Genomic DNA, 13,041 nt, shown 5'->3' with positions numbered 1-13,041 from the left:
CTTCCTGAACACTCCTGCGGGCCGTCCGGGCGGCAGGAAGGGACAGGTCGACAACCGACGAGCTCTCAAGCTCGTGGCCTTGCTCGCGATGCTCATCGCGTTCGTGGCCCAGCTCGTCGGTGCCCTGCTGCCCGTGGTCCCGTTGTTCATCGCCGCGTCCGTGGTGAACCTCGGCCTCGACCTCTATTTGCAGCACAAGCAGCCCGGGCTGCTCTCCCTGCTGGGAAAGATCCGGCTGGACATCACCGTCCGCCAGCTCATCCGCGACATGCTGATCCTGGTCGGACTGCTGCACATCCCCGGCATCAACCCGCTCAAGGAGCAGGCCCCCCTCACGATCGGGCTGCTCGTTTTCTATGTGGCGCACTTCGCGTGCCAGGCGGCGGCCGTACTGGTCCGCCGCACCCGTACGCTGCCGTTCCTCACCCGTAACATCGATTCCTCCGCGCTGCGCCTGACCAAGGCCCCGCCGCGGCTGCTGGCCCGCCAGACCGGCCGCCGCCTGCTGCGTTTCTCCGTGCCGACCACGCTCGGCATGATGGCCACCGCGATCACTCGTGACGCCCTGTGGGGCGGCATCGGCCTGGCCGTCTCCCTGGTCCTCGCCATCGGCGGCACGATTTACCTCGCGACGTGGCTGCTCCCCAAGAAGCGCGCGGTCAGCAGCGAGAAGGCCCTGGAGTGGCTGGACGAGTGGCTGCAGGAGTACAAGCCCACCGTCGGCATGTACTTCTCCGGCGGCACGACCTCCGCGTACCAGGCCAACATGTGGCTGAGCACGCTCGCCGAGCTGGACGGCAAGCCGATCATCGTGCTGCGTGAGCGCTTCATGGTGCAGAAGATCGACGCGACGGACATCCCGATCGTCTGCATCCCCAAGGTCGCGAACCTGATGCGCCTGGAGCACTCGGCCCTGAAGGTGCTGCTGCACCCGGCGAACTCCGGCAAGACCTCGCAGATCCTGCGCATCCCCTCCATCAAGCACGCGTTCATCAACCACGGCGAGAGCGACAAGCTCTCCTCCTGCAACCCGTACGCCAAGGCGTACGACGAGGTGTGGGTGGCCGGTCCCGCGGCGCGCGACCGCTACCAGCTCGCCGACATCGGCGTGGAGGACAAGGACGTCGTCGAGGTCGGCCGCCCGCAGCTGTCGCCCATCAAGGCGTACGAGGGTGCCCCGAAGGGCGAGTACACCAACGTCCTGTACGCCCCCACCTGGGAGGGCTGGGACGGCAACCCCGGCAACACCTCGGTGATCCTGGCCGGCGAGAACATCGTCCGTGAGCTGCTGGCCGACCCGAAGGTCCGCCTGCTGTACAAGCCGCACCCGATGACCGGTTCGGTCGACCCCGAGGCCGGCGCCGCGAACGCCCGTATCAAGGCGATGATCCAGGAGGCGATCGCGCAGCGCGCCGCCGAGCGGGAGGGCCAGGGCACGGGCCCGGAGGCCGCCGCCGAGCTGGAGGCCCGTACCGAGGAGCTGCGCGCCCTCACCACCTCCAGCTTCGGCAAGAGTGCGGACGAGCTGGAGAAGATGCTGATCCAGAGCGCTCCCGAGGAGGGCCGTGCCGCCGCCGTGGAGGAGGCGACCGCCGCGTGGGAGGCCGCGTACTGGGCCTCGTTCCCCGAGTGGGAGCACCGGATCATCACCTCGGCCCGTCCCGCGATCTTCGCCTGCTTCAACCAGGCGGACGTGCTGATCAGCGACGTCTCCAGCGTCGTCTCGGACTACCTGAGCAGCGAGAAGCCGTACGCCGTCGCGAACACCTCCGGCATGTCCGAGGACGACTTCCGTGCGCACTTCCCGACCGTGCGCGCCGCGACGATCCTCACGCCGGAGGCGGACGGCGTCGCCGGGCTGCTGGAGACCGTGCGGAACCCGGAGCGGGACACGCTCGTTCAGGCCCGTAAGGAGCTGAAGGAGCACCTGCTCGGCCCGTCCGACCCGCCGTCGCTGGCCCGCTTCAACGCGGCTGCGCTGGCGCTGCACGCCGCGGCCGAGGAGCGGCAGGCCCGGGTGGAGGCCCGTCTGGCGGGCGTCCCGGGCCAGCGTGACGAGGGCACGGAGGCGCACGAGGCGCAGGAGGCGGCCGAGGAAATGGAGCTGGACCCCTCGGAGTCCCCCGATGCGGGGGAGCCGGCGGACGGCTCTGAGGCGCGCGCGATCGTCTGACGCCGCACCGTACGCGACGAGGGCCCGTGTTTACACGGGCCCTCAGTCGTTCCGGCGGCCCACGTAGCCGACGAACTCGGCGAAGGCCCCGGGCCCGACGGTGACCACGGGCCCGTCGGGGTTCTTGGAGTCCCGGATGGCGATGAGGTGAGGAGTCTCGGCTACTTCGACACACTCGGTCTCGGCGCTGTGGCTGGACTTACGCCAGGTGTTCAGGACGGTGCTCATAGCGCTCCTCCATGACTCGGGCGATCAAATCCGCGGAGTCCGCAGGGGACAGAGCGGAGGCCCGCAAGAGATCGTAACGGAGCGAACGGGTCCTGATTTCCTCCGAGTTCAGCGACGCCCAGTCGTCGACGTACCCCTCCGCGTACGCCACATCAGGGTGGCCGTCGAAGGTGAAGAGGGTGAACGAGCCCGACAGTCCCGTGTGCGCTCCTACCGAGAACGGCAGCACCTGGATCTGCACTTCGTCCGTCTCACGGAAGGTCAGCAGGTGCTCCAGCTGTCGACTCATAGTGGCACGGCCCCCGATTTCCCGGTACAGCACGGACTCGTCGAGTACGACCCACAGCAGTGGCGGCGCCTCACGGGCCAGGACCTCCTGCCGCTCCAGCCGCGTCTCCAGTCTGGCGGCGAGTTCGTCCTGCCGCAGGACGCCGAGTACGGCACGCGCGTAGTCCGGCGTCTGCAGCAGGCCGTGCACCAACTGCGCTTGGTACGTGCGGATTTCGAGGGCAGTCGCCTCGAAGTGCACGATCCGCCGGAGCCATACGGGCAGTCGGTACCGCTTGACCATCCCCCACAAGCGCACCAGCGCCCCGTCGGCTCCCAGAGCCGCGTCGATGCGCGGCACGTGCTCGTCCTTCGGTACCTTCGCCGCTGTTTCCACCTGCCCGATCATCGAGCCGGTCAGGTAGACGATGTCTCCCAACTGCGCCAGCGTCAGCCCGGCGCGCTCCCTCAGTCGTCTCAACTCCGACCCGAAGAAATGGAGCGGGGAGGCTCCTGGATCAAGACACTTGACGTGGGCCATGGGAGCTCCTTCGCTCAACCTGTGCCACCCGGCGGAGAGTTGCATTCACGCAGTAGCAGAGCGTAATCGACGCAGCGCACGATTAACGCGTGAATGACACTTCCGACACCGACACCTACGCCTTCCCGACGCGGGAGTACCGGATTTCTCTCCGCGTCGGCACGCACAGCCCCCGGCACGTGCGGCGCGTCGTGCGTGCGCTCGTGCGGCTGTGGGGGCTGGCGCAGCTCGCCGACGCCGCCGAGCTCGTCGTGACGGAGCTGCTGGTCAATGTGTACCGGCATGTACCGGACCGGCGGTGCACCGTGGCGGTGCGGCGGCACGAGGACGGCGGGGACGGGGTGGTGGTCGCCGTCCATGACGACCATCCCGTACTGCCCGCGGCGCGGGACGCCGGACCGTGGGAGGAGTGCGGGCGCGGACTCGGGCTCGTCGCGGCGGCCGCGGACAAGTGGGGCGTGGCGCCGGACGACGAAGGCCCGCAGCGCACCACGGGGAAGACCGTGTGGTGCGAGCTGCGGGCCTAGCCGATCAGCGATGTTCACGCTCGTACCCGTACCGCCAGCAGGGCGAGCGTGCAGAGGAACGCGGCGGCGGCGAAGACGTAGAAGACCGTGGCCGGGCCGAGTGCGGCCTGGAGGATCCAGCCGCCGAGGAGCGGGGCGACGATCGCGCCGCCGCGGCCGAAGCCGGAGACGCAGCCGAGGGCGGTGGCGCGGGCGGCGGCCGGATAGCCGGTGGCCACCCAGTCGTTGAGCATCGTCAGGGCCGACTGCGCGCCGACGCCGGCGAGCGCGGTGAGTGCCAGGATCAGTGGCGTGGAGCCGCCCTGGGACAGCCCCAGGACGGCGAGGGCGGCGAGGGCCGCGCTGCCCGCGGTGACCGGGCGCGGGCCGACGCGGTCGGCGAGTGCGGCGAGTACGAAGGAGCCGACGACCGCGCCCAGGTTGAGGACCAGGGTGAAGCGCAGGGCGGAGCCGAGCGGGTAGTCCAGCTCGCGCATGAGCTGGGTGAGCCAGGTGTTCAGGCCGTACCAGGCCAGCAGGACTGCGAAGTTGGCGACGGTGAAGAGGAGGGTGTTGCGGGCGTAGCGGCGGGAGAGGACCGTACGGATACCGTGCGCGCCTTCTTCGGGGGCCCGCTCTTCGGGGACGCGCTCTTCGGGAGCCTTTCCGGGGGCGGCCGCGCTCCCCGGGCGGGAGTCCGGGAGCAGCGCGTACGCGGTGGCCACCACGGCCGCCGAGAGCGCGGCGCCGACGGCGAACAGGCCGCGCCAGCCGAGCGCGGCGCCCCAGGTGGACGCGGTCAGCGCGGCGAGCACGCCGCCGACCGGGATGCCGGCGAGCACCGCCGTCGCCGCCAGCGCGGACCGGCCGCGCGGTGCGTACTCCTTGGTCAGCGCCACGCAGGACGGCATGACACCGCCCATGCCGATGCCCGCGAGCAGCCGGAAGAGGCCGAACTGCCAGGGGGCGGCGGCGAGCGCGCAGGCCACCGTGAAGACGGTGAAGACCGCGCCGGAGGCCAGCACCAGGCGGCGCCGGCCGAGGCGGTCGGCGAGCGGGCCGCACACGAGGGCGCCGACGAGCATGCCCGCGTAGGCGAGGCTGCCGAGGGTCCCGGCGAGTGAGGCGTCGAGCGCCAGTGAGCGGTCGGCGAGCATCGCCGGCAGCGCCACGCCGTAGACGATGAGGTCGAAGCCCTCGACGGTGATCGCCGCCGTGCACAGGGCGATGACCGCCCAGGTCAGGGCGCGGTCGCGGGGGCGGGAAGGGGCGGGGGCTCGGGTGTCGAGGGTCATGCGGCCACGTCCTGTCACGAGTGAGTGCGAAGTGAGTGCGACCTGTCGATGACCGGGATGGAAACAGCGCGGTTACGCAGAGAGCAATACAGGCGGCGCGTAATTCCGCTCTGCGGTACCGCGGCGCGCAGCCCTTGCGTCAGAAGGCGGCTTCCATACGATGGACCGCTTCGCGCAGCACGGTCGCGACCTCGCCCATACGGACCCGGGTGAAGCGCAGCGAGGGTGCCGAGACCGTCAGGGCGGCCACCGCCTGGCCCCCCGGCTCGTGCACCGCCGCGCCCACGGCGGAGACGCCGCGCTCGGTGTCCCCGCTGTTGATCGCGTAGCCCCGGCGGCGCACCGGCGCCAGCGAGCGGTGCAGCGCCTCGGGGTCGAAGCCCTGCGCCGCCGCCTCGTCCGGGCCCTGCTGCGCGGAGGCGGCCGAGGCCGCTGCCGTGCGGATCTCGGCGAGTTCGGCGACGGTCAGCTCGGCCAGCAGCGCCTTGCCGCCCGAGGCGAGGTGGGCGGGGAGCACGGCGCCGATACGGCTGCCGACGCGCAGCGCGTGCGTTCCCTCGATGGAGTGCAGGAAGCGCACCTCGGCCCCGATCCGCACCATCAGGTGGACGGTCTCGCCGAGCCGGTCGTTGAGCCAGAGCATGTGCGGCCGGGCGGTCTCCAGCAGCTCGTACTCCGAGCGGCGGGACATACCGAGGCGGTAGAGGGCGGGTCCCGGGCGGTACGCCTTGTCGGTGCCCTGTACCGCGAAGCCGCGGCCGCGCAGGGTGGCGAGCAGGCGGTGCGCCGTGGAGCGGGCGACGCCGAGGTGGTCGGCGGCCTCGCTCAGCCGCACTCGCCCCTGGCGGCGGAGCAGGAGCAGCAGGGTCAGGGCGTTGTCGACGGATTCGAGGCCGTGGGAGTGCGTCGCGGGCATGGCCGGTGAGGCGGGCTGCGGGGAGGCTGAATTCTTCACAGAGGAATTCTAGGTCCCACCTTGTTCCGCTGAGGAAAACTGCTCCTAACCTCCTGGACATGAGCGGCGCCGCCCATCCGGGGCAGCGCCCCGGCAGCGGAAAGGATGCGCCCCGTGTCCGCACGCGACGCGGCCGCCGAGCCGCAGGACCTCCAACTGACCGAGCTCTACAAGGAGTTCGACGCCCTCGGGCTGATCCCGCTGTGGACCGAGCGCGAGGACCTGATGCCCCAGAGCCCGCAGCCCGCCGCGGTCCCGCACCACTGGCGCTGGGCCGACCTGTACGCCACCGCGGTCAAGGCCGGCGAGCTGGTGCCGGTCGGCCGCGGCGGCGAGCGGCGCGCGATCTCGCTCGCCAACCCGGGACTGCCCGGGCTGCCGCACGCGACCCCCACCCTCTGGGCGGCCATCCAGTACCTCGGCCCCCACGAGGTCGCGCCGGTCCACCGGCACGCCCAGAACGCCTTCCGCTTCGTCCTCGAGGGCGAGGGCGTATGGACGATCGTCGACGGCGACGCGGTCGCCATGCGCCGCGGTGACCTGCTGCTCACCCCCGGCTGGGCCTGGCACGGCCACCACAACACCACCGACCGGCCGATGGCCTGGCTCGACGGCCTGGACATCCCGCTCTCCTCGGCGCTGAACACCGAGTTCTTCGAGTTCGGCCCCGACACCCTGAAGGACCGGTCGACGCCCGAGCGGTCACAGGCCGAGCGGCTGTGGGCCCATCCCGGGCTGCGCCCGCTCTCCGGGCTCGCCGACACCCCCAAGTCGCCGCTGGCCGCCTACCGCTGGGAGCACACCGACGCGGCGCTCGCCGGCCAGCTGGAGCTGGAGGACGAGGGCCACGAGGGCGCCACCGCCGGTACGGGCCACGCCGCGATCCGCTTCTCCAACCCGACCACCGGGGCCGACGCGCTGCCGACCATCCGTACGGAAATGCACCGGCTGCGGGCCGGGGCCACCGTACCCGCCACGCGCGAGGTGGCCTCCTCGGTCTGGCAGGTCTTCGAGGGCGACGGCGCCTTCGTCGTGAACGGCGAGCGCCTCGACGTCACCCACGGCGACCTGGTCACCGTGCCCTCCTGGGCCGAGGTGTCCCTCGAGGCGACCGGACAGCTCGACCTGTTCCGCTTCAGCGACGCCCCCGTCATGGAGAAGCTCCACTTCACCACCCTGCCCGCCTCGGTCGCCGAAAGGACCACCCGATGAAGCTCGCCACCATCCGCACCGCAGGTGCCACCGCCGCCGTCCGCATCGACGGGGACACCGCGACCGAGACCGGCCACCGCGACGTGGGCGCGCTGCTCGCCACGCCGGACTGGCAGGCCGCCGCCGCGGCCGCGTCCGGTGCCACGCACGCCGTCGACGCGCTGGACTACGCGCCGGTCGTCCCGCAGCCCGGCAAGATCCTCTGCGTCGGCCTGAACTACCGCAACCACATCCTGGAGATGGGCCGCGAACTGCCCGCATATCCCACGCTGTTCGCGAAGTACCCCGAGGCGCTGGTCGGCCCGTACGACGAGATCACCCTGCCCGCCGCCTCCGACGCGGTCGACTGGGAGGCAGAACTCGCCGTCGTCATCGGCGCCCCCGTACGCCATGCCGACCGGGAGACCGCGGCCGCCGCCATCGCCGGCTACTCCGTCCTCAACGACGTCACCGCCCGCGACTGGCAGTACCGCTCCCCCATGTGGCTGCAGGGCAAGACCTTCGAGGCCACCACCCCCTTCGGCCCCCTCCTCGTCACGCCCGACGAGGCCGACCCGGCCGCGGGGCTCACCCTCTCCGGCGCGGTGGACGGCGAGACGGTGCAGCAGGCCGAGACCTCCGACCTGGTCTTCGACGCGGCCGAGCTGGTCTCGTACGTCTCCACGATCCTCACCCTCAAGCCCGGTGACGTGATCGCTACCGGCACGCCGGGCGGCGTCGGCCACGCCCGCAAGCCGCAGCGCTACCTCGCCGACGGCCAGACCCTGACCACCTCGGTCGCCGGCATCGGCGAACTGCGCAACGTCTGCCGTACGGAGAAGACGGAGCGGACCAGTGCCTGAGACGACGTCCGCCACCGCATCGCAGCCGGAGCCGTCGCGGCGCGGCTTCGCCCGTACGCTCGGCTGGGTGCAGCAGGGCTCCGCGCTCTTCCACAAGCGTCTGGAGGACGCGGGCGAGGCCGCCGCAGAGGGCCCGTCCCTGCTGCCGGACTGGACCCGCGCCCACGTCCTCACCCACCTGGCGCGCAACGCCGACGCCCTGGTCAACCTGCTCACCTGGGCCCGTACCGGCGTCGAGACCCCGATGTACCCGAACCCGGAGTCCCGGCTGGACGACATCGAGCGCGGCGCCCGGCGCCCGGCCGCCGAGATCCTCGACGACTTCCGCACGGCCGACGCCCGGCTGCTCGCCGCCGTCGACGCGCTGCCCGCGGGCGCCTGGGACACCACCGTCCGCAGCGCCCTGGGCCGCTCCATCCCCGCGAGCGAGGTGCCGTGGATGCGGACCCGGGAGATCTGGGTGCACCTGGTGGACCTGGGCGCGGGCGACGACACCGACGCCTTCCCGGACGACCTGACGGACGCACTGCTCGCGGAGGTGTCCGCGGCGGTCGGCGGCAAGGAGGGCTGCCCGGCGCTGCTGCTGCGGCCGAGCGACCGGGAGGGTGCGGAGTACCGCATGGGCCCGGCCGCCGCCGAGCCCGAGGCCGTCACCGCCCCCGCCGCCGGGCTGTGCGCCTGGGTCCTGGGCCGCGACACCGGGGCCGCCCGCGCCGCCCGCTCCGGTATCCGGGCGGTCCTGCCCCGCTGGCTGTGACCGGCAGCGGCCTGAACGACAGCTGCACCATGGTGCAAAGGAGCAATCGATGAGCAGCACCGACAAGATCGTCGTCATCGGCGGCGGCATCGGCGGCATGGCGACCGCGCTCGCCGCCCGCCTCTCCGGACGCGAGGTGACCCTGCTGGAGCAGGCGTCCGTCTTCACCGAGGTCGGAGCGGGCCTGCAGATGGCCCCCAACGCCACCCGTGTCCTGCGCGGACTCGGCGTGCTGGACGAGGTCGTCGAGGCCGGTGTCCGCCCCGACCACCTCGTCTTCCACAACGCCGTCGACGGCCGCGAGCTGACCCGGGTCCGCCTGGACGCCGCGTACGAGGAGCACTTCGGCGGTCCGTACGTCGTCGCGCACCGCAGCGACCTGCTGGACATCCTCGTCCGCGCGGCCGCCGCGGCCGGCGTGGACCTGCGGACCGGGTGCCGCGTCGAGGACATCGTCCAGCACCCGGGCTCGGTCACGGTCCGCACCGCGGACGGCACGGAGTTCACCGGTGGCGCTGCCGTCGCCGCCGACGGCCTGCACTCGCGCACCCGCGCGCAGTTCAGCGACGACCGGCCGATCCAGTCCGGCTACGTCGCCTACCGCGGCACGGTCCCCATCGAGGAGGTCCGGGGCGGCGGGAACCTCCGCGACGTCCTGGTCTGGATGGGACCCAAGCTGCACCTGGTGCAGTACCCGCTGCGCTCCGGCGCCCTCTACAACCAGGTCGCCGTCTTCCGCAGCCCCGGCTTCGACCGGGGCGCGGAGAACTGGGGCGGCCCGCAGGAGCTGGAGCAGGTCTTCGCGGCGGCCTGCGAGCCGGTGCGCCGGGCGCTGCCGGGCCTGGGCCGGGAGCGCTGGTGGCCGATGGCCGACCGGGAGCCCCTCGGCTGCTGGACCAAGGACCGGCTGGCGCTCCTCGGCGACGCCGCACACCCGATGCTCCAGTACCTCGCCCAGGGCGCCTGCCAGGCGCTGGAGGACGCGGCGGCGCTCGCCGGCGCGCTGGACCGGCACCCCGTGGGCTCCTGGCCGACCGCACTGGAGGAGTACGCGGCGGTGCGCGCCCCGCTCACCGCGCGGGTGCAGTCCACCGCCCGCGTCTGGGGCGAGATGTGGCACGTGGAGGGCGTGGCCGCGCTGCTGCGGGACGAGGTGTTCCGCAGCCGCGCCACGGACGACCTCGGACCGGCCGAGTGGCTGTGGGGCCGGCAGGCCGCATGAGGGGCTGAGAGCCTGTGTCGTGACAGGCTCTGACGACGGAGCGGGCCCGGTGCGTCGTGTACCGGGCCCGCTCCTGCCGTACGTGACGTGCCGTGCCGTACGTGATGTGCCGTGCCGTACGTGACGGGGTGACGCCTGCTCAGCCCAGCGGGTTGAACCCGTCGTACGCCTCTTCCGCCTCGTCCCGCTCCGCGTCGCGGTCCCGGCGGCGCTGCGCGGCCGGGCGGGGTGCCTCCAGGCGGTGGTCCTCGCCGCGGCGGCCGAGCATCTCCGCGCCGGCCATCATCGTCGGCTCCCAGTCGAAGACGACCGCGTTGTCCTCGGGGCCGATGGCGACGCCGTCACCCGCGCGCGCACCGGCCTTGAGCAGCGCGTCCTCGACGCCGAGGCGGTTGAGGCGGTCGGCGAGGTAGCCGACGGCCTCGTCGTTGTTGAAGTCGGTCTGGCGCACCCAGCGCTCCGGCTTGTCGCCGCGGACGCGGAAGAGGTTCTCTCCCTCGGGGGTGACGGTGAAGCCGGTGTCGTTGACGGCCTGGGGACGGATGACGACGCGCGTCGCCTCCTGGGCGGGCTTGGCCGCGCGGGCCTGCGCGACGATCTCGGCGAGGGCGTAGGAGAGCTCCTTGAGGCCCATGTGGGCAACGGCCGAGACCTCGAAGACGCGGTAGCCGCGGGCCTCAAGGTCGGGGCGGATCATGTCCGCGAGGTCCTTGCCGTCCGGGATGTCGATCTTGTTGAGGACGACCACGCGGGGCCGGTTCTCCAGGCCGCCGTACTGGGCCAGTTCCTCCTCGATGATGTCGAGGTCGGAGACCGGGTCACGGTCGGATTCGAGGGTGGCCGTGTCCAGGACGTGGACCAGTACCTCGCAGCGCTCCACGTGCCGCAGGAACTCCAGGCCGAGGCCCTTGCCCTGGCTGGCGCCGGGGATGAGGCCGGGGACGTCCGCGATCGTGTAGACCGTCGAACCGGCCGTCACGACACCGAGGTTGGGGACCAGGGTGGTGAAGGGGTAGTCGGCGATCTTCGGCTTGGCGGCGGAGAGTACGGAGATGAGGGACGACTTGCCGGCGCTCGGGTAGCCGACGAGGGCGACGTCCGCGACCGTCTTCAGCTCCAGGACGATGTCGCGTTCCTCGCCCGGCTCGCCGAGCAGCGCGAAGCCGGGGGCCTTGCGGCGGGCGGAGGCCAGCGCCGCGTTGCCGAGGCCGCCGCGGCCGCCCTGGCCCGCGACGAAGGTGGTGCCCTGGCCGACGAGGTCCGCGAGGACGTTGCCGTGCTTGTCGAGGATGACCGTGCCGTCCGGGACGGGCAGGACGAGGTCCTGGCCGTTCTTGCCGGAGCGGTGGTCGCCCGCGCCGGGCGCGCCGTTGGTGGCCTTGCGGTGCGGGTGGTGGTGGTAGTCCAGGAGGGTGGTGACGTCCTGGTCGACGACCAGGATCACATCGCCGCCACGGCCGCCGTTGCCGCCGTCGGGGCCGCCGAGCGGCTTGAACTTCTCCCGGAAGACGGAGGCACAGCCGTGGCCTCCGTTACCCGCGGCGACGTGCAGCTCGACGCGGTCCACGAAGGTGGTCATGGGGGGTGCCTCCAGATAACGGCGGGAAATACGGGGTGCCGTACAGGGTTACGTACGGAATTGTCTCTTCATCAACACGCGAAAGGCGGACCCGCTTCCCGTACGGGAAGGGGATCCGCCCTCGCGAAGAACCGTTGAACGGTTCCGCGGTGTCTTACGACCTGGTGGGTCAGACGCCCGGAACGATGTTCACGACCTTGCGGCCGCGGTGGGTACCGAACTCCACCGCACCGGCCTGGAGCGCGAACAGCGTGTCGTCGCCGCCGCGGCCGACGCCGGTGCCCGGGTGGAAGTGGGTGCCGCGCTGGCGGACGATGATCTCACCGGCGAGGACGGCCTGGCCGCCGAAGCGCTTGACGCCGAGCCGCTGAGCGTTGGAATCGCGACCGTTCCGAGTGGACGATGCGCCCTTCTTGTGTGCCATGTCTCCTCAGTCCCTTACTTCGCCGGAGCGTCGATGCCGGTGATCTTCAGCGCGGTGTGCAGCTGACGGTGGCCGATCCGCTTCTTGTAACCGGTCTTGTTCTTGTACTTCTGGATGCGGATCTTGTCGCCCTTGTGGTGGTCCACGACCTCGGCCTGGACCTTCACGCCGGCGAGCACCCACGGGTCGCTCGTGACGGACTCGCCGTCGACGACCAGCAGCGTGGAGAGCTCGACGGTCTCGCCGACCTTGCTGGTGGAAATGCGGTCAACCTCGATGACGTCGCCGACAGCAACCTTCTGCTGGCGGCCGCCGGTGCGCACGATCGCGTACACGCGGAACTCTCTCTCGCTAGAAACGGGGACCACTGATGCCAGCCGCCCCGGGGCCCTTCGGGCCCGTCTATCCGACGCGCTGCGCCCGCGAGGGGCACGATCCACGTTGGACGAGCGGCCTCCCCCGGCGGACCGGGAGGTGTTTGCTCAGATGGTGTGGCGTCATACAGACGCCGACGGTCAAGGTTACGGGGCCTTGACCAGGGGGTCAAACCGGGCCCCGGGCCGTGACGTACGGCCCGGGGCACCGGGTGCTGCTCAGTCCTCCGCGGGGGCGGAGACCGACGAGGGAGCGGACTGCTCGGCGGCCGCGGTCTTCTTGGCCGCCGTCTTCTTCGCAGTCGTCTTCTTCGCCGCGGTCTTCTTCGCGGTGGTCTTCTTGGCCGCCGCCTTCTTGGCGGTGGTCTTCGCGGCGGTCTTCTCGGCCGGGGCCTCGTCGGCGGGGGCCTGCTCGGTCTCCGCCTTCCCGTCCGCCGCCTTCTTCGCCGTCTTCTTGGCCGCGGTCTTCTTGGCGGCGGCCTTCTTGGTCGTCGCCTTCTTGGCCGTGGCCTTCTTCGCGGTCTTCCTGGCCGTCTTCTTGGCGGGGGCCGCCTCCTCGGCGGTCTCCGCCTCGGTCCCGGTCTCCGCGGCCTCGGGGGCCTGCGGCTCCGTGGGGGCCTCGTGCGGGGCGCCGGTGGCCACCTCGGGGGTCGCCTGAGCCGCCGC

Annotated in this window: 13 protein-coding genes and 1 pseudogene; 6 read left to right on the top strand and 8 right to left on the bottom strand. The window is 71.9% G+C overall.

What is annotated here, in order from left to right; all coding sequences use genetic code 11:
- Positions 1–88 precede the first annotated feature (88 nt).
- Positions 89–2,173, top strand: coding sequence for a CDP-glycerol glycerophosphotransferase family protein (locus tag CCS38_RS27755; RefSeq protein ID WP_223736069.1), 2,085 nt, complete (start codon positions 89–91; stop codon positions 2,171–2,173).
- Positions 2,174–2,215: 42 nt separating this feature from the next.
- Here the strand turns inward: CCS38_RS27755 and CCS38_RS27750 are convergent, their stop codons facing one another.
- The gene (locus tag CCS38_RS27750) at positions 2,216–2,401 is read right to left on the bottom strand and encodes a DUF397 domain-containing protein (RefSeq protein ID WP_223736068.1); all 186 of its coding nucleotides are present in this window, start codon (positions 2,399–2,401) and stop codon (positions 2,216–2,218) included.
- Positions 2,373–3,209, bottom strand: coding sequence for a helix-turn-helix domain-containing protein (locus CCS38_RS27745; RefSeq protein WP_223736067.1), 837 nt, complete (start codon positions 3,207–3,209; stop codon positions 2,373–2,375). The genes CCS38_RS27750 and CCS38_RS27745 overlap by 29 nt, the downstream gene beginning before the upstream one ends.
- Before the next feature lie 89 nt (positions 3,210–3,298).
- On the opposite strand from CCS38_RS27745, the gene CCS38_RS27740 reads away from it, so the two are divergent.
- On the top strand, positions 3,299–3,736 hold the full coding sequence (locus tag CCS38_RS27740; RefSeq protein WP_223736066.1) for an ATP-binding protein: 438 nt from the start codon (positions 3,299–3,301) through the stop codon (positions 3,734–3,736).
- Between the two features lie 14 nt (positions 3,737–3,750).
- Here the strand turns inward: CCS38_RS27740 and CCS38_RS27735 are convergent, their stop codons facing one another.
- Together CCS38_RS27735 and CCS38_RS27730 are read right to left on the bottom strand one after the other, a co-directional pair.
- Positions 3,751–5,010 carry an MFS transporter gene (locus CCS38_RS27735; RefSeq protein ID WP_223736065.1) on the bottom strand — a complete coding sequence of 420 codons (1,260 nt, stop codon included), beginning with the start codon at positions 5,008–5,010 and terminating at the stop codon, positions 3,751–3,753.
- Between the two features lie 139 nt (positions 5,011–5,149).
- Positions 5,150–5,965, bottom strand: coding sequence for an IclR family transcriptional regulator (locus tag CCS38_RS27730; RefSeq protein ID WP_223736064.1), 816 nt, complete (start codon positions 5,963–5,965; stop codon positions 5,150–5,152).
- Positions 5,966–6,070: 105 nt separating this feature from the next.
- On the opposite strand from CCS38_RS27730, the gene CCS38_RS27725 reads away from it, so the two are divergent.
- From CCS38_RS27725 to CCS38_RS27710, 4 genes are read left to right on the top strand one after another with little or no spacing between them, the layout of a single operon-like run.
- The gene (locus CCS38_RS27725; RefSeq protein WP_223736063.1) at positions 6,071–7,177 is read left to right on the top strand and encodes a cupin domain-containing protein; all 1,107 of its coding nucleotides are present in this window, start codon (positions 6,071–6,073) and stop codon (positions 7,175–7,177) included.
- Complete coding sequence (locus CCS38_RS27720) at positions 7,174–8,019, top strand: fumarylacetoacetate hydrolase family protein (RefSeq protein ID WP_223736062.1); 846 nt, start codon at positions 7,174–7,176, stop codon at positions 8,017–8,019. Before CCS38_RS27725 ends, CCS38_RS27720 begins: the two co-directional genes overlap by 4 nt.
- A complete protein-coding gene (locus tag CCS38_RS27715) occupies positions 8,012–8,776 on the top strand; it encodes a maleylpyruvate isomerase family mycothiol-dependent enzyme (protein WP_223736061.1) in 765 nt (254 codons plus the stop codon). Before CCS38_RS27720 ends, CCS38_RS27715 begins: the two co-directional genes overlap by 8 nt.
- A gap of 49 nt (positions 8,777–8,825) precedes the next feature.
- Complete coding sequence (locus CCS38_RS27710) at positions 8,826–9,998, top strand: FAD-dependent oxidoreductase (protein ID WP_223736060.1); 1,173 nt, start codon at positions 8,826–8,828, stop codon at positions 9,996–9,998.
- Between the two features lie 139 nt (positions 9,999–10,137).
- Here CCS38_RS27710 and obgE read toward each other — a convergent pair whose 3' ends face one another.
- From obgE to CCS38_RS27690, 4 genes and pseudogenes are all read right to left on the bottom strand, one after another.
- A complete protein-coding gene (gene obgE, locus CCS38_RS27705; RefSeq protein ID WP_223736059.1) occupies positions 10,138–11,577 on the bottom strand; it encodes a GTPase ObgE in 1,440 nt (479 codons plus the stop codon).
- Positions 11,578–11,746: 169 nt separating this feature from the next.
- A complete protein-coding gene (gene rpmA / locus CCS38_RS27700; RefSeq protein ID WP_030249625.1) occupies positions 11,747–12,001 on the bottom strand; it encodes a 50S ribosomal protein L27 in 255 nt (84 codons plus the stop codon).
- 14 nt (positions 12,002–12,015) lie between these two features.
- Positions 12,016–12,336, bottom strand: coding sequence for a 50S ribosomal protein L21 (rplU, locus tag CCS38_RS27695; RefSeq protein ID WP_031062249.1), 321 nt, complete (start codon positions 12,334–12,336; stop codon positions 12,016–12,018).
- A gap of 258 nt (positions 12,337–12,594) precedes the next feature.
- Positions 12,595–13,041 (bottom strand): annotated as a pseudogene (locus CCS38_RS27690) (hypothetical protein); the annotation flags it as partial.

Origin of the sequence: Streptomyces purpurogeneiscleroticus (assembly GCF_020024005.1) — a bacterium.
Classification (GTDB): Bacteria; Actinomycetota; Actinomycetes; order Streptomycetales; family Streptomycetaceae; genus Streptomyces; species Streptomyces purpurogeneiscleroticus.
The sequence above is the reverse complement of the archived record's forward strand: the minus strand, read 5'-3'. Positions and strand labels throughout refer to the sequence as shown.

What these genes read in the sequence shown, in the direction of transcription:
- CCS38_RS27755 (WP_223736069.1), top strand. Translation starts at nt 89, where the DNA reads ATGCTCATCGCGTTCGTGGCCCAGCTCGTCGGTGCCCTGCTGCCCGTG.
- CCS38_RS27750 (WP_223736068.1), bottom strand. Translation starts at nt 2,401, where the DNA reads ATGAGCACCGTCCTGAACACCTGGCGTAAGTCCAGCCACAGCGCCGAG.
- CCS38_RS27745 (WP_223736067.1), bottom strand. Translation starts at nt 3,209, where the DNA reads ATGGCCCACGTCAAGTGTCTTGATCCAGGAGCCTCCCCGCTCCATTTC.
- CCS38_RS27735 (WP_223736065.1), bottom strand. Translation starts at nt 5,010, where the DNA reads ATGACCCTCGACACCCGAGCCCCCGCCCCTTCCCGCCCCCGCGACCGC.
- CCS38_RS27725 (WP_223736063.1), top strand. Translation starts at nt 6,071, where the DNA reads ATGCGCCCCGTGTCCGCACGCGACGCGGCCGCCGAGCCGCAGGACCTC.
- CCS38_RS27720 (WP_223736062.1), top strand. Translation starts at nt 7,174, where the DNA reads ATGAAGCTCGCCACCATCCGCACCGCAGGTGCCACCGCCGCCGTCCGC.
- CCS38_RS27710 (WP_223736060.1), top strand. Translation starts at nt 8,826, where the DNA reads ATGAGCAGCACCGACAAGATCGTCGTCATCGGCGGCGGCATCGGCGGC.
- obgE (WP_223736059.1), bottom strand. Translation starts at nt 11,577, where the DNA reads ATGACCACCTTCGTGGACCGCGTCGAGCTGCACGTCGCCGCGGGTAAC.
- rpmA (WP_030249625.1), bottom strand. Translation starts at nt 12,001, where the DNA reads ATGGCACACAAGAAGGGCGCATCGTCCACTCGGAACGGTCGCGATTCC.